The organism is Streptomyces sp. NRRL S-118 (assembly GCF_000716335.1).
Taxonomy (GTDB): Bacteria; Actinomycetota; Actinomycetes; order Streptomycetales; family Streptomycetaceae; genus Streptomyces.
Genome location: NZ_KL591003.1, coordinates 53,527 through 76,216, shown reverse-complemented (window position 1 = coordinate 76,216; position 22,690 = coordinate 53,527). Strand labels below are relative to the sequence as shown.

Here is a 22,690-nt window from a genome sequence, read left to right as displayed (position 1 = left end):
GGTGTCGGTGGCTCACTTCAGCCGTGCCCTTTCCGGACCTCAGGTGCCGGGCTGCTCGCTCAGCGCCGCCAGGCACTGCCTGGCCCGCTCCGGCAGGACGTACTCCCCCTCCTTGGCGATGCGGTCGTACAGGGCCTCGACCCGCTCGTAGTGGTCGTCGAGGTTCTGGTCCAGGAGGTGGTACTCGGACTTGTTGTAGATGCCGAACTGCAGGTCGGTCATCAGGCCGAACGGATCGATGTCCGCCGCGCTCCGGGCCCCGCCGAACACCAGGCGCAGGAACTCGTCGACGCTCTCGTAACCGAGTGTGGCGAGCAGGAACTCGATCGACGCCCACTTGCGCTTGACCTGGTAGGCGCGCTCGTCCGGGTCGACGATGAAGTCCAGGCCACTGGTCATGCCCTTGGGGTAGTGGACCTTGTTGAAGCACCGCAGGTCGATGGTGAGGCGGTCCTTGGTGGTGCGGGGCAGGGTGCTGTCGGCGTGGGCCCGGTAGTTGTCGAAGACCAGCGCGTCGCCCACCCGGCTGTCGCAGTAGTAGCCGGGAGACGGCTTGTCGGCGTACGTCTTCGCCCAGTACATCGCCATGAGGTAGTCCCGCACCGACGGCAGGTCGATCTCGGACAGCTTCCCTTCCAGGAAGAGGTACAGCGCCTTGTCGACGGCGTCCTTCTCCTCGCCCTCCAGGCCGTGCTCCAGCATCTTCTCGTAGACGTAAGGGAGGTTCGGGGCCTCGACCTCGGCCTCCTCGAAGATCACGAAGGGCTGCCGGGTCAGCGGCGTCGGGGTCAGCGCGGTGTGGAAGCTGCGGTACTCGGTGGGGAAGCCGAGCTGCTTCTTCACCAGTGACGGGATCTGCAGGGCGATCGAGCTGGCCGCATGGGTGCCGTACGGCCGCTTCTCCGCCGGCACGATGAACGCGTTCACCACCGCGGTCTCTACCTCGGGGAAGTGCTCGTGGACGATGTCCTGGTTCAGGTCGTAGAAGCGCTTCGCCGAGGGCACGAACAGCACGCAGTTCTCGAACATGGTGGAGACCGGGAAGTAGCTGCCGATCGAGGCGGCCGCGAAGCTCTCCTGGATCACCGCCTGACAGCGCAGCTGGCGTGCCAGGTTGTCCGCGAGATCGTCGTCCAGATTCATCCGGACGACCTCGGTGGGGAGCACCTCCGGGTGGAAGCAGCTGGTGTTCAGCGTCCGGTGCGGAGGCAGCCTCGACCCCATCTCCTCCTTGTCGACCTGGTACTTGTCCAGCACCGGGGACAGCTGCTCGGCGTGCGCCGCCGCCGAGGAGTGCAGGAAGGTGCCGGTCTTCCGGTAGGTGCCGGTGACCGTGGCGTCGTCGTCCACGGTCGCGTCTGCCGCCTGGGTAGCGTCGCTCATGACGTCGTGTTCTCCGCTCGGTCCGTAGTGTTGATGCGGTCCACATAGGTGCGGACGAAGTCCTCGTCGAGGGGCGGGGACGGGTAGTCCTCCGCGCCGAAGACGGCGTCTCCCACAGGGAGCGCGGCGAACATGTCCGCCAGGCCCTCCGCCGTCAGGCCGTCCACCAGGGCGGCGATCCGGGCCAGGGGGCTCGCCGGGTGTCCGGCGGCGAACGCCAGCGCCCGCTGCCGCCATTCGTCGAAGGGCACGATCTCCGCCCCGCCGCCGGCGGCGCCGACCATCTCGAAGAAGCGGTCGAAGGCCGGGGCCCCGGAGTTGACGAAGTCGTAGTCCCTGCCGATGCGCGCCAGGTCGCCGGTCATCGCCTCGGCGATCGTGCGGCACAGGTAGTCGACCGGCAGGACCGCCGTGAGGTCCGCCGCCAGCGACGGGAAGCTCCCCATCTCGAGGCCGCCGGTGATCAGGTTGTGCAGGAAGTCGCCGCGATCGAGCCGGAAGTGCCCGGTACGCGTCGAGGCACCCACGAACGGCAGCCGGTACGTCGACGCCTTCGCGCCGCGCCAGCGGGCGGCGGCCACCATCTGCTCCGCCTGCCACTTGGAGGTCAGGTAGCCGTACTCCCGGTCGTCCTCGGTGACCTCGTACCCCAGGTACTTGGGCAGCGTGGCGAAGGTGGACACGAAGTGGAACGCCTTGCCGCGGCCGCGCGAGGCCAGGCGCAGCGCCTCGTGCGTACCGACCACGTTGGGACCGATGTAGTCCTCCAGCGGCCGCATCCAGTCCACCAGGGCACCGGAGTGGCAGATGGCGTCCACCTGGTCGGCCAGTTCGTCGAAGCCCTCCTCGTCCAGGCCGAACAGCGGCCTCGTGAGGTCGCCCACCACCGGGTTAAGCAGCGGCGCGAACTCCTCCTTCCACAGGCCGTAGGCGTCGAGGGCGCCGACCAGGCGCTCCATGGCCTGGCGGGTGTCGTCCGCCCGCACCAGGCAGTAGGCGACCACCTCGGAGGCGAGCAGCTCGTGCAGCAGGTAGGCGCCGACGAATCCGGTGGCGCCGGTGACGAACACCGCCTCCGGGCGTACCGGCGCCCCGGTGGCGTTGGTGAAGCGCAGGTCGGGGTGGAGCAGGCCCTTGCGGGCCGGGGACAGGTCCACGCCCACGGCCTCCGCCGGCTCGGCCGGCCCGGTGGCCGCCGTCCCGGTGGCGGTCGGGGAGGCCGCGTCCAGCCCCGCCTCCAGCAGCTGCGCCAGCAGGAAGTCGGCCAGCGAGGTGAGGTTGGGGTGATCGAACGCGATCTTCGCGGGCAGGGCGAGCCCGGTCAGGTCCGCCAGCTGGTTGCGCATCAGCACCGCCGTCAGGGAGTCGATGCCGATGTCCTGGAGCGGCACGCCGACGTCCACGGCCTCCGCCGAGGCAAAGCCCAGGGTCTTCGCCACCTCCTCGCGGACCACGCTCAGCACCACGTCCGGGTACTCCTCCGGCGCGGCCTCGCCCAGCAGCTTGCGCAGATCCGTCCCGCCGCCGGCCCTCGAGCGTCCGCCGGCGTTGCCGCTGAGCAGCGCGCGGAACAGCGGCGGTATGCCGCCACGGTTCTCGAAGTAGTGCTGCACGCGGTTCAGGTCCAGCGCGGCGGCCATGGTCAGCGCACGGCCGCTCCTGACGGCGAGCTCGAAGAGCTCCAGGCCCTCGTCCGGGGCCAGCCGGTCCAGGCCGAGCTGGGCGAAGCGGGCCCGGTCGAACTCGCTGAGCCCGGCGGCCATGCCGTCGCCCTCCCAGGGCCCGAAGGCCACCGAGGTGGCCGGCAGGCCCTCGGCCCGCCGCAGGTGGGCGAGCGCGTCCAGGAAGGCGTTGGCAGCGGCGTAGTTGCCCTGGCCGGGGGCTCCCATGACGCTCGCGATGGAGGAGAACATCATGAAGAAGTCCAGCTCCATGTCCTGGGTCAGCTCGTGCAGATGCCACAGGCCGTCCACCTTGGGCCGCAGGACCGCGTCGAACCGATCCGGCGTCAGCGCCGTCAGGGCGCCGTCGTCCAGCACACCGGCCGCGTGGACCACGCCCCGCAGCGGGCGTTCGTCACCGAACAGGGCCATCACCGCGGCGACGTCGTCGCGATCGGCCGCGTCGCAGGCCACCACCGTGGCCGTGGCGCCCAGCTCGGACAGCTCCTCCACCAGGGCTTGCGCACCCGGGGTCTCCATCCCGCGGCGGGAGGTCAGCACCAGGTCGCGTACGCCGTGGGTGCCGGCCAGCCACCTGGCCACGCGCCGGCCGAGGTCGCCGACGCCACCCGAGACGAGCACCGCGCCGTCCGGCCGGACGAACTCCCGCTGCTGGGCCGGGACGAGCACCACCTTGCCCACGTGCCGGGCCTGGGCGATGAAACGCAGGCCGTCGGAGGCGTGTGTCATGGGGAAGGCCCGCAGCGGCAGCGGGGCCAGCTTGCCCTGCGTGAACAGCTCGGCGATGGAGACCAGCATCCGCTGGATGAGGTCCGGGCCCGCCTCGGGCAGGTTGTAGACGGTGTAGGTCACGCCCGGGTGGCTCCGGTCGATGGCGGACTGCTCCCGCACATCGATCTTGCCCATCTCCAGGAACCGTCCGCCGCTGCCCAGCATGCCCAGGCTCGCGTCGATGAACTCGGTGGCCAGGGAGTTCAGCACCACGTCGAAGCCGCCGCCGGACTCACCGCCGGCGCCCTTGCCGAAGTGCTCCACGAAGCCCAGGTCGCGCGACGAGGCGAGATGGGCGTCGTCCAGGCCGAGCTCCCGCAGCGCGGGCCACTTGGGCTCGCTGGCCGTGCCGTAGACCTCGGCACCGGTGAGCCGCGCCAGCTGCACCGCCGCCATGCCCACGCCACCGGCCGCGGCGTGGATCAGCACCCGCTCGCCCGCTTGCAGACCGCCCAGTTCGTGCAGCCCGTACCAGGCGGTGAGGAAGGTCATCGGGATGGTGGCGGCCTCCTCGAAGCTGAGGTGCTCCGGCATGCGCACCACCTGGCGCGCGTCCGTGACGACCTCGGAGGCGAAGGAGCCGCGGGCCAGACCCAGCACGGCATCGCCCACCTTCACCTGGTCGACGCTGCCGCCGACCTCGGTGACCACACCGGCGAACTCCAGACCGAACGCGGGGATCTCGACCATGCCCAGGGCATTGAGCACGTCGAGGAAGTTCACCCCGGCGGCCCGCACCTCGGCGCGGATCTCGCCCGGTGCGAGGGCCCTCTCCGGCAGGGACTTGACCGTCAGCGGCTCGTCCAGGCGGCCCTTGGCGGCGATCTCCAGCTGCCAGCGGCCCTCCGCCGGGATCTGCAGATCCTGCGCCGAGCCGACCCGCAGCAGTTGCGGCACCAGCACCTCGCCGTGGCGCAGGGCGCACTCCGGTTCGGCCTCCAGCATCAGCGCGGCAGGCAGCGCCTTGCGGTCCGCCTCCTCCCCGCCGAGGTCGATCAGGCGCAGGCTCAGTTCGGGGTGCTCGTTGCGGGCGGTGCGCATCAGGCCCCACAGCGGTCCGGCGCCCAGCCCGGAGACCATGTCGTCGGCGCCGGTGCCCACCGCGCGGCGGGTGACCCAGACCAGCGGGGTGCGGAACTCCGTGCCGACCGCTTCCTGGAGCTGCTCCAGGGCCCTGGCGGCGAACGCGTGGGCCTGGGACGGTACCTCCGCGTCGGAGTCCCACAGGCAGACCAGGCCGTCCAGGTCCTCGGCGTCCTCCAGCTCCCGGACCTTGATCACCTGGATACCGGCGCGGGCCAGGAGGGTCTTGACCTCCCGCGCCCACGGCACGTCCCCGGCCGGGGTCATCATGCCCCAGGAGCCGCCCAGTTCGACGGTCTCGGTGTCGACGTGGCGCCAGTCGACGTCGAACTGGAAGCGGTCCACCCCGGCCGCGGCCAGGCGGCGCAGCACCGCGCGGTCCACCCGCCGTGCGTGGAGGCGGTGAAGCCGGCCGACATGGGCGCCGTCACGGTCGTGGATGTCGAGCGATGCCCAGAACTCGCCGTCGCCCAGCTCGAAGTCGGCGACCCTGACCCAGATCTCCGACAGGCCCTTCACCCGCAGCGACAGCCGCTCGGCCTCGAACGGCACGAACAGGTCGTCACCGGTCCGGTTCTGCAGCCGCTGGGTCAGCAGCAGGGAGTGCATGGCCGAGTCCAGCAGGGCAGGGTGCAGGACGTAGCCGGCGGCGGACTGCTCCGCGCTCTCCGGCAGCGCGGCCCTGGCCCACACCTCCCCGCCCACGTGCCAGGCCTCCTTGATGCCCTGGAAGGTCGGCCCGTAGCCGTAGCCGAGGGCGTCGAGATCGCGGTAGAGGGCGGACGCGTCGAGGGGCTCGGCGCCCCGGGGCGGAACCGTCACCGCGGTGCCGGCACCGGCTCCCTCCGCGGGCGTGATCCGGCCCTCCGCGTGCAGCTGCCAGGCACCGTCCTCACCCTCGGGGGCGCTGTAGACCTGGACGGGACGGGCCTCACCGACCGCCGGACCCACGGTGACCTGCATACGTACCGGCACACCGGAGGCCAGCACCAGCGGCGAGGCGATGACCACGTCCGACAGGTCCCACTCGCCCTCGTGGGCCGCGTCGCCCGCCGCCCGCATGGCCTCGAAGAACGCCGTGCCCGGCATCAGGACGGCGTCCATCACCCGGTGCTCCTGCACCCACACCGGCTGGTCCGCCGCCACCACGTTGGTGAACAGCGACAGCCCGGTGCCGGCGATCTCCACACCGCCGCCGAGGAGCGCGTGGCCGGTGGCGTCCAGACCGGCGCCGACCTCGCGGGAGAGCGGCGGCTCGAACCAGAACCGCTCCCGCTGGAAGGCGTACGTCGGCAGGGCCACCCGGCCACCGCCGAAGGGCGCGAAGTAGCCGTCCCAGGCGACCGGGACACCCCGCACGTGCAGCTCGGCCAGGCTCCGCTGGATGACCGAGGCGCCGTTCCTGCCCGGGGTGCAGGACGGCACCCAGGACACCGGCCCCTCGTCGGCCAGGCAGGTCGCGCCCAGGCCCGACAGCACGGGCTGCGGGCCGAGCTCCAGGAAGGTGTTCGCGCCCTGGCGGTGCAGGCTCCGCATGCCGTCGCTGAAACGGACGGCGTGGCGCACCTGGCGGACCCAGTAGTCGGCCTGCTCCAGCTCGCCCGGCGCGGCGAGCTCGCCGGTCAGGCTGCTGACGAGGGGGATCGCCGCGGGACGGAAGCGTATGGTCTCCGCCACGGCCCGGAACTCGGCGAGCATGCCGTCCATGTGGTGCGAGTGGAAGGCGTGGGACACCGTCAGCCGCTTGGCCTTGCGGCCCTGCTCCGTGAAGTGGGCGGTGATCGCCTCGACGGCCTCGGCGTCACCGGACAGCACCGTCTGCGTGGGCGTGTTGAGTCCGGCGACGTCCAGCTTGCCGCGCAGCCCGAGAGCGTCGATGGCGGCTTCCGCCTCGTCACCGCCGGCTTCCAGCGACACCATGGCGCCGCGAGCGGGCAGGGCCTGCATCAGCCGGCCGCGGGCCGCGACCAGCCGGCAGGCGTCGTCCAGATCGAACACCCCGGCCACGTGCGCCGCGGCGAGTTCACCGATGCTGTGGCCCAGCAGCACCTCCGGCCGCACACCCCAGCTCTCCCACAGGCGCCACAGCGCCACCTGAAGGGCGAACAGGGCCGGCTGGGTGAAGTCGGTGCGGTGCAGCAGGGCCGCCTCCTCACTGCCCGGATCGGCCCACATCACCTCGAGGAGAGGCTTCTCCAGCTCGGTGAAGCGGGCGGCGACCTCCTCCAGCGCCTCACGGAAGACGGGGTAGACGTCGTGGATGTCCCTGCCCATGCCCGCGACCTGGCTGCCCTGGCCGGTGAACAGCAGGGCCAGGCGGGGTTCCTCGGTGTGGTTCCCGCTGCGCACCGACTCCGCGGGCACCTCCCCGGTGCGGGCGAAGGAGGCCAGCTTGTCGAGGAGTTCGGCCTTGTCCTTGACCAGGAGCACCAGCCGGCGCCGGAAGTGGCTGCGCGTGGTCGCGAGCGAGAACGCCACATCACCCAGACGGTCCTGGATGTTCATGCCCATGTGCAGGTGCAGCTTCTCGACCTGCTGGCGCAGGGCGGCGTCGGTGTAACCGGACACCAGGAACGGCACCGTGGGCGGCAGCGGCGCGGAGGCGCCCTCCCCGGTCTCCTTCACGGCCGTCCGCGGCGGCTCCTCGACGATCACGTGGGCGTTGGTGCCGCCGATCCCGAACGAGCTGACGCCCGCACGGCGCGGCACGTCCTTCGCCGGCCACGGCCGCTGCTGCTGGACCAGCGCCATGCCGGCGCCCTTCCAGTCCACGGTGGGGGTGGGCTCGGCGACGTGCAGGGTCTGCGGAAGGGCGTCGTGGCGCATGGCCATCACGACCTTCATCACGCCGGCCAGCCCGGCGGCGGCCTGGGTGTGACCGAGGTTGGACTTGGCCGAACCCACCCACAGCGGTTCCCCGTCGGCGTGGCTGCCGCCGAAGACCTCCGCGAGCGCGGTGCCCTCGATCGGGTCGCCCAGCTTGGTGCCGGTGCCGTGCGCCTCCAGGTAGTCGATGTCGCCCGGCTGGAGACCGGACGCGGCCAGGGCGGCGCGGATGACGCGCTGCTGGGCGGGGCCGCTGGGCGTGGTCAGGCTGGCGCTGTGACCGTCGTGGTTGACGGCGGTGCCGCGCAGTACGGCCAGGATGGGGTCGCCGTCGCGCTGGGCGTCGGACAGCCGCTTGAGGACGACCGCGGCCGACCCCTCGCTCCAGCCGGTGCCGTCGGTGTCGGAGGAGAACGACCGGCAGCGGCCGTCCGCCGACATGCCGCGCAGGCGGCTGAACTCGACGTGCAGTTCAGGGGTGAGCATCAGGCTCACACCGGCCGACACCGCAAGATCGCATTCGCCGTTGCGCAGCGCGTTGCAGGCCAGGTGGGTGGTGACCAGGGAGGAGGAGCACGCCGTGTCCAGGGTGAGGGTCGGGCCCTCCAGACCGAACACGTACGACACCCGGCCGGACATGGTGCCGCCCGCGGAACCCGGGCCCACGTAGCCGTCGAGGTCGGTCAGCCCGCCGGCCATGGTCAGGCCGTACTCGTGGTACGCCGAGCTCTTGCCCACACCGATGAACGCGCCGGTCTGGCTGCCGCGCAGCTGATCCAGGGTGTAGCCGGCGCGTTCGAACGCCTCCCAGGTGGTCTCCAGCACCATGCGCTGCATGGGGTCGAGCGAGCGGGCCTCGCGCGGCGAGATACCGAAGAAGGGGGCGTCGAAGAGGTCGATGGGGGTGACGAACCCGCCCCGGCTGCAGTACGAGGTCCCGGGGACCTCCGGGTCGGGGTTGTACAGGGCCTCGGCGTCCCAGCGGTCCTTGGGCACCTCGACGATGCCGTCTCCGCCGCGCTGCAGCAGCTCCCAGTACTCCTCCGGGGAGTTGGCGTCGCCGGGGAGGCGGCAGGCCATGCCGATGATGGCGATGGGCTCGTCGAGGACGGCACGGCGGCGGTCGGGCACGACCTCGCGACCGGCGCCCGTGGCGGTGCCGGTGTTGCCGGCCAGGTAGGCGGCCAGGGTCTTGACGGTGAAGTGCTCGAAGAGCTTGGCCCCCAGGACGGGGCGTCCCAGCAGTTCCTCCAGCCGCGTCTGGACCCTCACGACCCGCAGCGAGTTGCCGCCGATCTCGAAGAAGTTCTCGTTGACGCCGATCCGGTCGTGGCCGAGCACGTCCGACCAGATGGCCATGATGTCCCGCTCCAGCTCGGTGGCGGGCCTGGCCGTGGCGTCGACCTCCACCACCGGGTCCGGCAGCGCGTTCTCGTCGATCTTGCCGTTCGGGGTCAGGGGAAGCTCGTCCAGCTCCACGATGAACGCCGGCACCATGTACTCCGGCAGCCGCTCGGCGAGCCACGGACGCAGCACGCGGTGCAGCGGGGGCCTGGGCGGTTCGCCGGCCGAGGGCGTGTTGGCGTACCCGGCCAGGGCGTCGCGGTCCCGCGCTTCGGCGGGGAGCGGGCTGAGGTCCGGAGTCTGCCCCGGCCGCCAGAACAGGGCGTCGCACTGCCAGATGCCGCCGGAGCGGCTGGGCAGCAGAGCCAGTTCCAGGCCCGCCTCACGGGCGAGGTCGGCGAGGTCGGCGGGGTCGATCCAGGACGTGGGCACCACCGGGGCACTCGCGCCCATGGCCTCCAGCGCTGCGCCGACCCGGCCGCACACCTCGCCCAGCCGGCCGTTGGGGATGCCGTTCAGGCGCAGCGGGCGGTCGGCGACCGAGCCCAGCTCGGTGCGCAGTGCCGCCAGGTCGAGGCCGTCGGCCTGCCAGTCCTTCTCCGCCGCCGGGGTGGCGGGCCGGGCCTCCTCGCCGATGTGCAGGGTGACGTCGTAGCGGTAGCGCGTCATCTCGTTGACGCAGCGGCCGTCGCGCAGGGTGATGTCGACGCGGGTGATCTGCGGGAACAGGTGTGGCAGGGCGGCGAAGTAGTCGCGGCTGAGCACCAGTTCGCGCTCCGTGCGCATCCCGCGCTCGGCGCGGCGGGCCAGGTCCTCGGCGGAGATTCCGCCGGCCTCCCCGTCCGCGCGGAAGTGCGCCACGTCGGCGTGGAAGACACTCAGCAGCGACAGGTCGCGTACGTCACCGAGGAACACGCGTCCCCTGGTGACCGCCCGGGTCGCCCACTCCAGAACCGAGGTCAGGTAGTCGGCGCTGGGGAAGTACTGGGCCACCGAGTTGATGAGCACGGTGTCGAACGAGCCCTCGGCCACCTCGGGGAGCGCGTGGGCGGCGCGCTGCTCGCAGGTCACGTGCGGCAGGGAGGCGGCGTGCTCCCGGATCATCCCGACGGCTGCGGCGGAGGCGTCCACGGCGTGGTAGGTGCGGCAGTGCGGTGCCAGGCCGAACAGCATCAGGCCGCTGCCGGAGCCGATCTCGAAGACGTTCCGCGGCGCGTGCGAGAGGATGCGCCGGAGCGAACTCTGCTGCCAGTCACGCATCTCCGCGCCTGAGAAGGGCAGACCGTCGTAACTGTTCCGCCAGCCTGCCAGGTTGAACGTGGCGTCGGCGGTACCGGCGCCGGCGCCGGGGTGGGGGGAAGCGGGGTCCGTGCCTGCTTCGTAGGCGCGGTCCCAGGCGGCGGCCCACTCGGACAGGGCGGCGCTCCGGTCCGCCGGGGCGGGCGCCGGATCACCGGCCGCACCCGCGTCGCGGACGCAGTAGGCGACCAGCTGCTCGTCACGGCCGACCACCACCGCGCGGCGGACCGACTCGTGACGGCTGATGGCCGCCTCGATGTCGGCCGGCTCGATCCGGTGGCCGCGCAGTTTGACCTGGCGGTCGTTGCGTCCCAGCAGCGTCAGCCGGCCGGGTTCGACGAAGCGGGCCAGGTCGCCGGTGCGGTAGAGGGTGCCGGGGTGGAAGGGGTTGTCCGCGAAGCGCAGCCGGGTCTGCCCGGGGTCGTTGCGGTAGCCGCGGGCCACTCCGGCGCCGCCGATGCACAGTTCTCCGGGGAAGCCCAGCGGTACCGGTGACAGGTTCTCGTCGAGGACGTAGACCTGGGTGCGGTCGATCGGGCTGCCGATGAGGATGTCGTCCTCCCCGTCCCGGGCCGCCACCTCCCAGACCGTGGACCACACGGTGGTCTCGGTGGGGCCGTACATGTTCCACACCGACGCCGGGCCCCCGGCGGCGAGCAGCCGGTCCGCCAGGTCGCGGGACAGCGCCTCACCGCCACAGAGGATCTTCCTCAGCGTGGGGGTGCCCCGCCAGCCGCCGTCCAGCAGCAGCTGCCAGGTGGAGGGGGTGCCCTGCATCACGGTGATCGCGTGCCGCTCCATCAGCCCGCTCAGGGCCTTGGCGTCCAGGGTCTCCCGCGCCTGGGCGATGACCGTGGTCGCGCCGGACAGCAGCGGCAGGAACAGCTCCAGCACGGAGATGTCGAAGGACACGGTGGTGACCGCCAGCAGCCGGTCGGTGGCGGAACACCCGGGCCGCTCGCGCATGGCGGCCAGGAAGTTGCACAGGGCCCCGTGGGTGATCTCGACACCCTTGGGGCGGCCGGTCGAGCCCGAGGTGTAGATGACGTAGGCCAGGTCGCCGGCGTCCGCCTCGACCTGGAGGTTGTCGTCGGCGCCCGCCTCTCCACCCAGGTGGACGCTCACGCAGCGGGTGTCCCAGGCGGCGAGGGCGGCGGGCACGGCGGCGGGGGTGACGATGAGCTTGGGATCGGCGTCATCGATCATCAGGCGGATGCGTTCGGCGGGGAACCGGGGGTCGACGGGCACATAGGCGGCTCCCGTCTTCATCACCGCCAGCAGGGCCACGACCAGGTCGATCGAGCGGTCCAGGGCCACGCCGACCAGGTCGCCCCGGCCCACGCCCCGGCCGGTCAGCGCGTGGGCGAGCCGGTTGGCGCGGGCGTTGAGCTCGGCATAGGTCAGGCTCGTGTCCCCGCAGACCAGTGCGGTCGCCCCTGCATGGCCGCGTGCGGCCTGCTCGAAGAGCTGGTGCAGACCCTGCTCGGGCAGGTCCGCGGTGGCCCGGGCCGTGTCGTTGAACTCCTCGATGAGGAGGAGGCGTTCATCCGCGGTGAGCAGGTCGGCAGCGGCCGGAGGCTGCTCCGCGGCGGCGGGGAGACGGCGGCACCACGCGGCGAACTGGTCGGCCAGCCGGACGACGTCCCGGGCCGACAGGCGCACGGCGTCGTAGTGGAAGGTGACGAGCGCACCGTCCTCGGAGCCGTCCTGCCGGACGTGGAGTTCCAGTCTCGGACGGCGGCCGCCCTGACCACCCGGGCCCTGGCCGGCGGCGTCACGGGGGCCCCAGGAGATCAGCACGTCCGGTGTCAGTGCGCCGCTGTTCCAGCGCTCCCGGAGCGCTTCGTCCCGGCCGACGGCGTCGCGACGGATCCATCCCCGGTCCTGGCCGAGGGTGAACTCCTGCCGCACCGCCCGCAGGTTGTCCGAGACCGTCGCGTCGGCGTCGACACGGCACACCAGGGGCAGCCAGGCGGCGAACAGGTCCCGGTACGCGGCGTCTACGCCCTCGCGAGGTGCCGCCATCGCGAGGTGGACGTCCTGCCGGCCGCTCGCCCTGCCCAGGAAGACCCCCAGCGCACCGGCCAGGCGGGCGGCGGCCGCCGCGGACGCTTCCAGGCCGCCGTCGCCGCCGTCCTCGAGTGGGACGGGACACCGCACGGATACGGGAGCCGCCCGCCGCTCGCCTGCCGCGCTGTCGGTTCCGGACCCCGGGCTGGGCTGCGGGTAGGGAAGGCGATAGGGATCGTCGCCACCTGCGATCAGGCGCTCACGCCAGCGGTGGGCGGCCTTGGAGGCCCGGACGCCCGCCTCGGTCAGGCGCGCGCTCGCGTCCTCGCCGGGGACGTCCAGAACCGTGCCGGGCCGGACCCCGTGCGCCGCCGCGATGGCGCCGGCGGGCCGTTCCTCGCCCTCCAGGGTGCACAGCCGGGTCAGGGTGAGGCTTCCGGAAGCCGTGGCCACCCGCAGGCCCGACGCGTCGTCGCAGGACAGGACCGTTCCGGGCGCGGCGGCGTCACCTGAGGCGGACGCGCCATCGGCAGCCGAAGCGGCGGCCCCGGCGGTAGGAGCGGTACGGGCGGAGGGAGTCGAACCGGCGCAAGCGGCGGCGGTCTCGAATCGGGCTTCCCGGACGGCGTAGAAGTGCCCGCCGACGCCGACCTTGGGCCACACCAGCGGGCTCGCGAACGGGCCGTAGTCGGTGGCCCGGACCATGGCCGCGATGCGCTCGGCCGGCAGGCTCCAGTCGATCAGTCCCTCGGCGGGGAATTGGGTGTGCCGTGAGAAGTAGCGGCGTGTCGCGGAGTCCTGGGGGGTCGCGGTCTCGCGGCCCTCCGCTATCTCGTCGATCAGTCCGGCCAGGCCGGCGACGGCCGCCTCGTCGCACTTCAGGCCCAGTGACAGCGCGGTGTCCTCCGGCCCGATCGCCACCGGCACCCGCCTCAGCACCTCACCGCTGTCGACCACCTCGGCCATGCGGTGCCAGGTGATGCCGTACTCACGCGCCCCGTCCGCGATGGCCCAGGACGGCGTGTGCAGGCCCGAGTACTCGGGGAGCGGACCGTAGTGGTAGTTGACGGCGGCCCGCCTCGCGCAGCCGAGCAGCGCTTCGGGCACCACCGCGTAGTTGCCGACGCTCAGCAGGAGGTCGCAGGACAGACGCGGTGCGATCGCCACGGCCTCGGCGAGTTCATGGTGCGGGATCCCCGCCTTGACCGCCCAGGACCGGGCGGTGGCGTCACCGGTCACCACGGCTGCGATCCGGTGCCCTTTCGCCACGAGTACCTCGCCGCAGCGAGCGAGGACGCTCCCGCTGCCGATCAGGACGGAACTCAAAGAAGTCATCGACAAGTCTCCCCGTGATCACCCGCGGCGCGTCCGGTGAGCGCCGCCCGTCCCGGGGCAGGGCAACAGCACCCGAGGCAGCCCTGTGAGGGCCTCCAGGTGCCGGATCCAAGCGCGTGCACAGGACTGATCCCCGTGCACCCGTGCCGTTTCCCCCGTGATCGAGCGGCGTCCGTCCCACATGAGCAGTCGTTCAAGCGGCTGCGCCGTGAGTCGTTCGCGCTGTCAGGAATGAAGTGCCAGTACGCCAAGTGCTGAACTGCCGAAGTGCTGAACTGCCGAAGTACGGAAAGTGCTGTCGTGCAGGAACGCTGTCGTGCAGAAGTACTGCGCTACGGAGGTGCGCTGACGTGCAATGGGGCGTAACTGCCCCTGCCGGTACGCCGGTTCCTCCCGGACGCCCCGCCCCATCATTGGCGTGCCGCGAGAGCCACCGCAAGGCATGGCGGCAAAGATCTTCGGGCGAATCCCGAGTGATGGTCATCACAGGTACTGATCGCATACTTCGGCCCGCCGCTGACGGGGGACGGGCACACTTGCTTCGGTCGTATTGCATCGACCACCGTTCCCACGCACCGAGTTGACCCGCAGGCGAGTTCGACGACGCACACGAGCTGAGGGGACTGGCATGCCCGACGAGCCGGCCGAGCGCACCCGTACGACGAAGGAGGTCAACCCGGCCCGCGTCCTGGCGCTGTGCAGCGGCGCGAGCTTCATGGCCTTCCTCGACCTCTCGATCGTCAGCATCGCTTTCCCGGACATTCTCGACGACTTCCCCGGCACGTCGCTCAACAGCATGACGTGGGTCCTCAGCGGCTACACGATCCTGCTGGCGGCCGTGCTCACGCCCGCCGGAAGGATCGCCGACAGCGTCGGCCGGCGCACCGTCTTCCTCTGGTCCCTGGCCGCCTTCACCGCCGCCTCCCTGGTCTGCGCCGTGGCGCCGTCCATCTGGTGGCTCATCGCCGCGCGGTTCGTCCAGGGCGCGGCGGCCGGTGGCATGATCCCCGCCGCGCTCGGCCTGATCCTCGCCACGACACCGCGCGAGCGGATCGCCAGAGCGGTCGGCACCTGGTCCGCGGTGGCGGGGTTCTCCGCCGTCGTCGGACCGGCCGCGGGCGGGCTGCTGCTGCGCGCCTTCGGCTGGCGCTCGGTGTTCTACGTCAACCTCCCGCTGTGCGGCGCGATGCTGATCGCCGCCGTGGTGGTGCTGCCGAGGCAGCGGTTGCGCGGCACCGGGGGCCGGTTGCCGGACGCGGTGGGCAGCATCGCGCTCGCCCTGGGCATCGCCGGGGTGGTGAGCGCGCTCACCGAGGGGGACACCTGGGGCTGGGTGGACGTCCGCACCCTCGGACTCGGCCTGGCGGGGCTGGCCCTCGTCGCCGTGACCGTGCTGCGCTCGCGCACGCACCCGGCGCCGGCCCTGGAGATGACGGTGTGGCGCAGCCCCGTCTTCCGAACCGCCAACCTGGGCCTCGGCATGCTCAACATGACGATGTTCGCCTGGATGCTGGCCGCCCCGTTGTTCGCCGCCGAGATCTGGCACTGGTCGGTCCTGCAGACGGCCGCCGCCCTGAGCGTCGGAGCCGTCTCCTCGATGGCCGGTTCGCTGACCGCCGGACGGGTCACCCGGCCGGCGACCCAGGTGAAGGTGACGGTTCTGGGCGCGCTGTCCTTCACGGCCAGCAACGCCATCTGGGCGTCGGACCTCTTCGGACCCACGCCCAATTTCCTGGGCGGCTGGCTGCCGGCCGCGATCCTCGGCGGCGGCGGCCTGGGGCTCGCCATCACCTGCCTGTCGTCCCTGGCGGCCGGAACGGTGCCGCCACAGAAGTTCGCGGGCGGCCTCGGCATGACCCTGACCGTGCGCCAGGTCGGCGGTGCGGTCGGCGTCGCCGGGTTCGCCTCGATCATGGCGTCGGGCGCGGCCCCCGGCGGCATCGCCTCCTTCCACCACGTCTATGTCGCCGCGATGGTCGTCAACGTCCTGTGCGCGGTCGTGGTGGGCACGATGCTCGCCATGCTGCGGCCCGGACCCGCACCGGCGGCCGCGTCCGCAGCGCAGGCGCCGCAGGACCGGGCCACGCCCACCCAGTGAGCGCGGGGAGCCCGGTGACCGCGTGCCCGGCGACTCATGGGCAAGCCCTCGCCGGCGCGGCGCGAGCTGTGGACGGCACCTGGGCGCGGGCACCAGGTGCCCGCGCCCAGGGGGGCGTGTCGTTCTTCCGGCTCCCGGCCGCGCTGCTCCGTTGTCGGGCGGTCAGGCGGACGGCACGCTGATCAGCAGGGCGTCGCCCTGCCCGCCGCCGCCGCACAGCGCCGCCGCGCCGAGACCGCCACCGCGGCGGCGCAGCTCATAGGCCAGGTGGACGACGAGCCGGGCGCCGGAGGCGCCGATCGGGTGGCCGAGCGCGATGGCGCCGCCGTCGACGTTGACGATGTCCGGGCTGATGCCCAGCTGCTCGGTGGAGACGATGCCGACGGCGGAGAACGCCTCGTTGATCTCCACCAGATCCAGGTCGGACGGCTCCAGCTTGGCATTGGCCAGCGCCGCCCTGATCGCGTTCGACGGCTGCTCGTGCAGGCTTCCGTCCGGCCCGGCCACCACGCCGTGGGCGCCGATCTCGGCGATCCAGGACAGACCCAGCTCCTCGGCCTTGGCCTTGCTCGCCACCACCACGGCGGCTGCGCCGTCGGAGATCTGCGACGCCGTCCCCGCCGTGATGGTTCCGTCGGCGCTGTACACGGGGCGCAGCTTCGCCAGGACCTCCGCCGTGGTGTCGGGACGCACGCCCTCGTCGGTGTCGCACACCACCGGCTCGCCCTTGCGCTGCGGGACCGTCACCGGCGCCATCTCCTCGGCGAACCGCCCGGCGGCCGCCGCGGCGGCGGCCCGCTGGTGCGAGGCCGCGGCGAAGGCGTCCTGCTTCTCCCGGGTCAGCCCGGGGTAGCGGCTGTTGTACTTCTCGGTCGAGACGCCCATGCCCAGCTGGTCGAAGGGGCAGAACAAACCGTCGTGGACCATGTGGTCGATCAGCGGTACGTCGCCGGCCTTGAAGCCCGCACGCGACTTGGGAAGCACGTGCGGTGCCTGCGACATGGACTCCTGACCACCCGCCACGACCAGGTCGAACTCACCGGCCCTGATCAGCTGGTCGGCCAGCGCGATCGCGTCGATCCCGGAGAGGCACACCTTGTTGACGGTCAGCGCCGGAACGCTCATCGGGATGCCCGCGGCCACCGCGGCCTGACGGGCCGGGATCTGCCCGGCGCCCGCGGTGAGCACCTGCCCCATGATCGTGTACTCCACCTGCTCGGGGGCCACCCCGGCCTTCTCCAGGGCCGCCTTGATCGCGATGCCCCCGAGCTGAGCCCCGGAGAAGTCCTTCAGAGCGCCGAGCAGGCGGCCGGTGGGGGTACGGGCCCCGGCCAGGATGACGGATCCGGACACGACGTCCTCCGTGGGTGAGAAGTTGTGGTTCACAACACGGCTACATTACCCACGAGTTGCAGCGTGGAAATGCGCCCTTCGGTGGTGTGAGCGACGGCACAGCCGACCGGACGCGCCCCGGCACCGCACCGTCGGACACGGCACCCCTCCCGCCACCGGCGGCTCTCCGCCGCGGCCCGCCCGCCCCGGGGCCAGGGAGGCGACGGGAGGGGCACGGCCCCCGACAGCGGCGCCTCCCACATCCGCGCCGCGGCCGCCGAACCTGCCGACAGCCGCACCGAGCCGTCCGGCACCGCCGCCCCTGGGACACCTCCACTCGACGCCGTACCCCGCCCGACCCCGCCCACCGACGTGCGGCCTGTCCGGCAGGGGCGGGCCGTCGCCGTCCTGTCGGCCGGATGACGACTGTCGCCCGGGCGGGGCCGGCCGTGCGGGGCCGTGCTCGGCCGAACGGGGCCGCGCGGCCGCTGGCCGGCCGCCGGCCGGGGCGGCGGCCGCACGGCGTCCGATGGCCGGCTGCGATGACGGCAGGAAAGGAAGGGCCGGGAGTGTCGGACCCGCGTGCGACACTGCCGCCCATGTCTCTTGCTGATCTCACTCTCGACCAGTGGCGGTCCTTCGATGCCCCGACCGCACGCCGCGTCACCCAGCAGGCCGCTGATCTGGTCGGGGGGCGTGTGACGGGCGTCGACACCATCGAGCACCTGGGCGCCCCGCTGCACCGCGCCCGGATCGAGAGGGACGGGTGCGAGTTCGCGCTGATACCGGGAGGGCCGGTGTCCGTCGGCTTCGACCTCGACGCCTGGCAGCCCACGGCCGAGCAGGCCGCCGACTACGCGCAGAGCGTGGAGCAGGGGTACGGCTACTGCTCCGATCTGCGAGCCCACCTCGCGCAGGTGCTCAGTCCCCGCCGGAGCGTCGTCCTGGCGACCGTACTCATGGCCGTGGAGGACGAGAACCTCTCCGAACGGCCCGCGGACATGCCGGCGGCGCTCGCGGCCCGTGGCCTGCGGATGCCCAGCGCCGACGAATGGGAGCACGCCTGCGGAGCCGGCGCCGGCACCCTCTTCCGCTGGGGCGACACATGCCCGCTCGACCGCATCCCGTACGGGGACGACACCGGCCCGCAGAACCGGCCGAACGCCTTCGGCCTGCGCATCGCCTACGACACCTACCGCTCGGAACTGTCGAGCGACACGACTGCCGTCCACGGCGGAGACGGCGGGGAGTCGGTGTGCGGCGGTTACGGCGCCTTGCTGGCGTGGTTGCCACTGGCCACGGCCAACCGCAATCCCGTGATGGCCGAGTTCGTCCACGGCCCCGAAGGGGAGGACCTCTGCGAGGACTTCTCGACCCGTCCTGTGCTCCCGCTCTGAGTGCCCGGGCGGAACCCTGTACAGTCGGCCGCCGTTCACCGACGTCCACCCCGGAACCGCACGCCCGGGAGCAACGCCCGGGCCCCGGAGCCCGTCCATGAGGGTGTGATCGAGTCCTTCCATTACGGTGAACCCGACCAGGATGCCGAGGAGATGGTGCGCCGCAGCTCGTTCGGGCGCCATGCCTTGTGGGTCGTCGGTGTCACAGCCTTCGCGGTCGCCCTGGGGTGGGCCACCGCTCTCTTCCGCATCGGCCCCGACCAATACGGGCTTCCCCCCGCCCTCCCTGGCCCCGTCTGGCCGTACCTGACCGTCTGGGGCGTCACGGGAGTGACGGTGGCCGCGATGCTCAGAGCGACCGCGGCAAAGGTGCCTCTCTATGCCGCCGGACGCACCGCGATGCTGCTCACCGCGCTGGGCACACGGCTCTCCCTGGGCTGGCGCCCCGAGGCCCTTGTGCTGGCCGCGTTGATCACGGCTGCGCTCGCTTGGGCGGCACTGTGGTGCGCCTTCGCGTTGAGGACAACCCGTCCTCGAAAGACGGCGGGGGACGCGGCCCCCAACGAAGGACCGGGCCGGGGGGCTTCACCGCTGGGCAGGTGACCGGCCGTCCGCCGACGCGGAAGGTACCGGCGTCCGCGCGGGTGCATCCTCGGCATCCCCGGCGTCCGGCCGCCACGTCACTCGCCGATCAGGCAGGTCCATCACCGCGAGCCGGGCCGGGACGCTGACCACCGGGACACCGGTGATCCGGCCGTCGGTGACGCTCAACGCGGTGCCGGACAATGGCGCAGCCGTCGGCTCAGGACCCCGCCTCAGGCATGCCGTTGACGAGTCCGCTCGCACCCCGGCCGGTGCACCCGGCCTTCCGCCGGGCCGCCATCTGCCGTCGTGCCGCGGCCCCGGCGCCGCGCCTCGTGCCTCGTTCCGGCGCCCTGCCACCGACCATGCCGGAGCCGGGGCGCCGGAAGCTAGGTGGCGCCCGGGGCAGGGGCGGCGGGAGTGAGGGCGGTGGGCGGCGGCGCGGGCCCGTTCGCGGGCACGCTGACACTCGGCTGGGCCGTCGGCACGGCGCTGGGGCTCGGGGCCGGGTTCGGGGTCACGCTCCGGTCCGTGTCCGTGTTCGGGGCCGGGGTCGGGGTCGGGGTTGGGGTCGGCGAGGTGATCGCGGGAGGGTTGGCCGGCGGAACGGGACGGGGGGCGGCCGGTTCCTGGGCCGTCAGGTAGGCGACGCCGACCGCGGCCGCGGCCGCGAGCCCCGTCAGGCCGGCGAGGCGTAGCCGGTACGCCGGGCGCCGCTCCCGCCATGACGGCCGACGGGCCGGGCGTCGCGGCGGCGCGGCCGGACGCAGATCATGGAGGGTCACCGACTCCGCACGGGCCTCGAGCGCCTGCCGGAGCCGGCGCTCGACGAGACGCTCGGATTCGCCGTCGGCCGTCATATCCGTCCCTCCAGGATCCGCTCCAGCGCGTCCAGGGCGCGGCTGGCGTTCGACTTGACCGCACCCCGGCTGATCCCCAGGGTCCGGGCGATCTCCGCCTCGCTCAGATCGGCCCAGTACCGCAGGACCAGGACCTGGCGGCGACGCGGGGTGAGCAGGCCGAGCGCGGCGAGCACCTCGCGATGCGCCTCGTCCAGCACGACGTGCTCCTCGGCGGACGGAACCTCCGCGGGGGCGGGCGGCGTCCAGGAACGGGCGGTCCGGCGGCGCCGCAACACCGAACGCGAGGTGTTGACGACAGCCGTGCGCAGGTATCCCAGGGCGTTGTCGACCTCGGTGATGTGCTCGCCGTGGCGCCGGTAGAGGGCGGTGAAGGCGTCCTGGACGACGTCCTCGGCGGTGGCGAGGTCGTCGACGAGCAGCACGGCCAGACGCACCATGCCCAGACGATGGGCGTGGTAGAGCTCCGTGACGGTGGGCGGCGGGCAGACTGCGGCGGCGTACGGCTCCGCGGGGAGGTACGGGCCCGTCGGCCGCGGCTGGTCGACCGGCGGGGCCGACCCGTCACGGCGCAGCAGTACGCGGATTGCGGCACGCAGGCCCCGCCCGCCGACCGGCCGCACCCGGGACGGTCCGGGCGCGGCGGGGCGGAACGGCAGCGCGTGGTGCAGCACGGGGTTCCTCGGGTCGAGCACGTCAGCGGTGGGCGCGCCGCCGCACGACGAACAGGGTTCCCGCCCCGAGTGCGATGAGCGCGGCGGCACCGGCCCCCATGGCGATGCCGGTGGTGCTGGAGGCACCAGTATGCGCGAGCTCCGGCTCGGCGGAAGGCCGCGGGGCGCCGGGGGCGCTGCTGGTGGCCGGAGCCGGGGCCGGGGCGGTCGACGGGGTGGCGGTCGGGGCGGCCGACGGGGCGGCGGTCGGCGGCACGCTGGTCGCGGGCGTCGGCGCGGCGGACGGCACGCTGCTGATCGCGGGCATCGGCGCGGCCGAGGGCGTCGCGCTCGGTCCGGAGGCCGCCCAGGCAGGCACGGCGACGGCAGCCAGTGCGGCGGTGGCGGCGGCGGTGGCGACTGCGCGCTTCAGGTTGGGCACGGTGGTTCTCCATGGGTACGGGGGCGCGGGATCACGCCCCTTCATCCCGCACGACGCACAAGTGGGCGGGTGGTTGCCGCCCTCCGTGAAGTTTTTCCGGCGGGGCACGGAAGCAGGGCTCCTGCGCCGGCCGTCCGGATGATGGCCGGCCCTCGCACGGGCGGACCAGCACTACGGCCGACCGTGCCGCGGCGCCGCGCCCTGCCCGCCCCGACGCGTACGGTGGCCGGGACCGCGACCGAGGCGGCGAGGCGCGCCCCAGCACCGCCGAAGTCCGGCTTCCGGCGAATCCTGGCGCGTACGCACAGACACGGTGCGACAACGTCCCTGCGCCCGTGACACAGGCGGGACGCGGCGGCCGCCGCCCTCCCGTGCCGGAGCCTCCCCCCTGTCACCGCGGATCGGCCCCATGGTCCTGCGCTGGGGGTGTCCGGGCGCCGTCGGATCGTCTGCTCGCGTTCCGGCCCGGGGCCGCACCCGGGTGTACAGGCCCGGGACGTCCGCCCCGCTGCCGCAGGTTGCGCCCAGGCCCGCTGCCACCCGCCCGTCCCCCTTCAGCCTCGTTCCCCTTGAGCCCCGTCGCCCTTCCAGGCCTGGCCCGTCAGCGGGGGTGTGCGGACGTCGTAGAGGCAAGGCAGCGCTTCCTCCGTCTCCCGGACCCGGTCGCGGCGTCAGCCGAGCGCCCTGCGGCCGGGCTGGATGTAAGCGCCATAGAAATACCATCTCGCGAGCTGAGGAAAATCTGCTGTGGCCAAGGTAGACATGCCGCCCCGTCGGAGTTAGTGTTTTCTCCGTAGCCAAGAAGTCGAGGATGGCGCGGCAGAGACGAAGCCGTGCAAGCAGGTGCGGAACGGCGGCGGAGTGGCGGGGCCGAAAAGTAGTGGGCCTCTCCACTGGCAGCCGGGCCGAGCGGCCCTGGGGGTCGCACAGAAGTACCGCAACACCCAGCAGTGCAAGTGGTTGATCGAAACAGTAAGGAGCAGACGCCATCAGGATCGCCCGGGCGAGAAGAACACCCGCTCGGGTACCGCAGGCCCCGGATTGGAAGGTGGTCCCCGGTCACGCAACCGCGATCCCCGCTCCTCCGTCCTTTCAGGCGGACCGCAGCGGAAAATGAGAGGCTGGCCCAAAGCCGGCCGTAGATGGTGTTGAAAGCTCGGGGCTCGGGGGCCGTACGGCACCCGAGCCCCTCGGCGCGTCCCTTGAAGGAAGAGGTTTATGCCCCCTCGCAGTACCCGCCCCGTCGACAGCCTCGACGACGACGACTACCCCGCTTACACGATGGGCCGAGCCGCCGACATGCTCGGCACCACCCCCGCCTTCCTCCGCGCCCTGGGCGAACACCGACTGATCACCCCTCTGCGCTCGGAAGGCGGCCACCGCCGCTTCTCCCGCTACCAGCTGCGCATCGCTGCCCGGGCCCGCGAACTGGTCGACCAGGGCACCCCCATCGAAGCCGCCTGTCGCATCGTCATCCTCGAGGACCAGCTCGAAGAAGCCCAGCGCATCAACGCAGAACTGCGCACCCGCGGCGCTGCCTCGTAGCTGCTGTTCGACGTGTGAACCGCCCGAGCAGGTCGGCGCTGCGGAGAC

Annotated in this window: 9 protein-coding genes; 4 read left to right on the top strand and 5 right to left on the bottom strand. The window is 72.6% G+C overall.

Annotated features, from left to right (window positions below):
- Positions 1–39: 39 nt before the first annotated feature.
- Positions 40–1,383 carry a hypothetical protein gene (locus IH00_RS0107090; protein WP_031070766.1) on the bottom strand — a complete coding sequence of 448 codons (1,344 nt, stop codon included), beginning with the start codon at positions 1,381–1,383 and terminating at the stop codon, positions 40–42.
- The gene (locus IH00_RS0107085) at positions 1,380–13,733 is read right to left on the bottom strand and encodes a type I polyketide synthase (RefSeq protein WP_078887602.1); all 12,354 of its coding nucleotides are present in this window, start codon (positions 13,731–13,733) and stop codon (positions 1,380–1,382) included. The genes IH00_RS0107090 and IH00_RS0107085 overlap by 4 nt, the downstream gene beginning before the upstream one ends.
- Before the next feature lie 628 nt (positions 13,734–14,361).
- Between IH00_RS0107085 and IH00_RS0107080 the strand changes: the two genes are divergently transcribed.
- On the top strand, positions 14,362–15,831 hold the full coding sequence (locus IH00_RS0107080; protein ID WP_052411226.1) for an MFS transporter: 1,470 nt from the start codon (positions 14,362–14,364) through the stop codon (positions 15,829–15,831).
- Positions 15,832–15,993: 162 nt separating this feature from the next.
- On the opposite strand, the gene IH00_RS0107075 is transcribed toward IH00_RS0107080, so the two are convergent.
- Positions 15,994–17,184, bottom strand: a complete 1,191-nt coding sequence (locus tag IH00_RS0107075; RefSeq protein WP_031070761.1) for an acetyl-CoA C-acetyltransferase — start codon at positions 17,182–17,184, stop codon at positions 15,994–15,996.
- Between the two features lie 578 nt (positions 17,185–17,762).
- Between IH00_RS0107075 and IH00_RS0107070 the strand changes: the two genes are divergently transcribed.
- Together IH00_RS0107070 and IH00_RS0107065 are read left to right on the top strand one after the other, a co-directional pair.
- Positions 17,763–18,560, top strand: coding sequence for a hypothetical protein (locus IH00_RS0107070; protein ID WP_031070759.1), 798 nt, complete (start codon positions 17,763–17,765; stop codon positions 18,558–18,560).
- A gap of 105 nt (positions 18,561–18,665) precedes the next feature.
- Positions 18,666–19,163: a hypothetical protein gene (locus tag IH00_RS0107065; RefSeq protein ID WP_199819702.1), complete on the top strand. Its 498-nt coding sequence runs from the start codon at positions 18,666–18,668 to the stop codon at positions 19,161–19,163.
- A gap of 835 nt (positions 19,164–19,998) precedes the next feature.
- Here IH00_RS0107065 and IH00_RS0107055 read toward each other — a convergent pair.
- Both IH00_RS0107055 and IH00_RS41705 read right to left on the bottom strand, forming a co-directional pair.
- Positions 19,999–20,676: an RNA polymerase sigma factor gene (locus IH00_RS0107055; protein ID WP_234334791.1), complete on the bottom strand. Its 678-nt coding sequence runs from the start codon at positions 20,674–20,676 to the stop codon at positions 19,999–20,001.
- A gap of 22 nt (positions 20,677–20,698) precedes the next feature.
- The gene (locus tag IH00_RS41705) at positions 20,699–21,097 is read right to left on the bottom strand and encodes an LAETG motif-containing sortase-dependent surface protein (protein WP_158827717.1); all 399 of its coding nucleotides are present in this window, start codon (positions 21,095–21,097) and stop codon (positions 20,699–20,701) included.
- Positions 21,098–22,315: 1,218 nt separating this feature from the next.
- On the opposite strand from IH00_RS41705, the gene IH00_RS0107045 reads away from it, so the two are divergent.
- Positions 22,316–22,642, top strand: coding sequence for a MerR family transcriptional regulator (locus IH00_RS0107045; protein WP_031070750.1), 327 nt, complete (start codon positions 22,316–22,318; stop codon positions 22,640–22,642).
- The last annotated feature ends 48 nt before the right edge of the window (positions 22,643–22,690 follow it).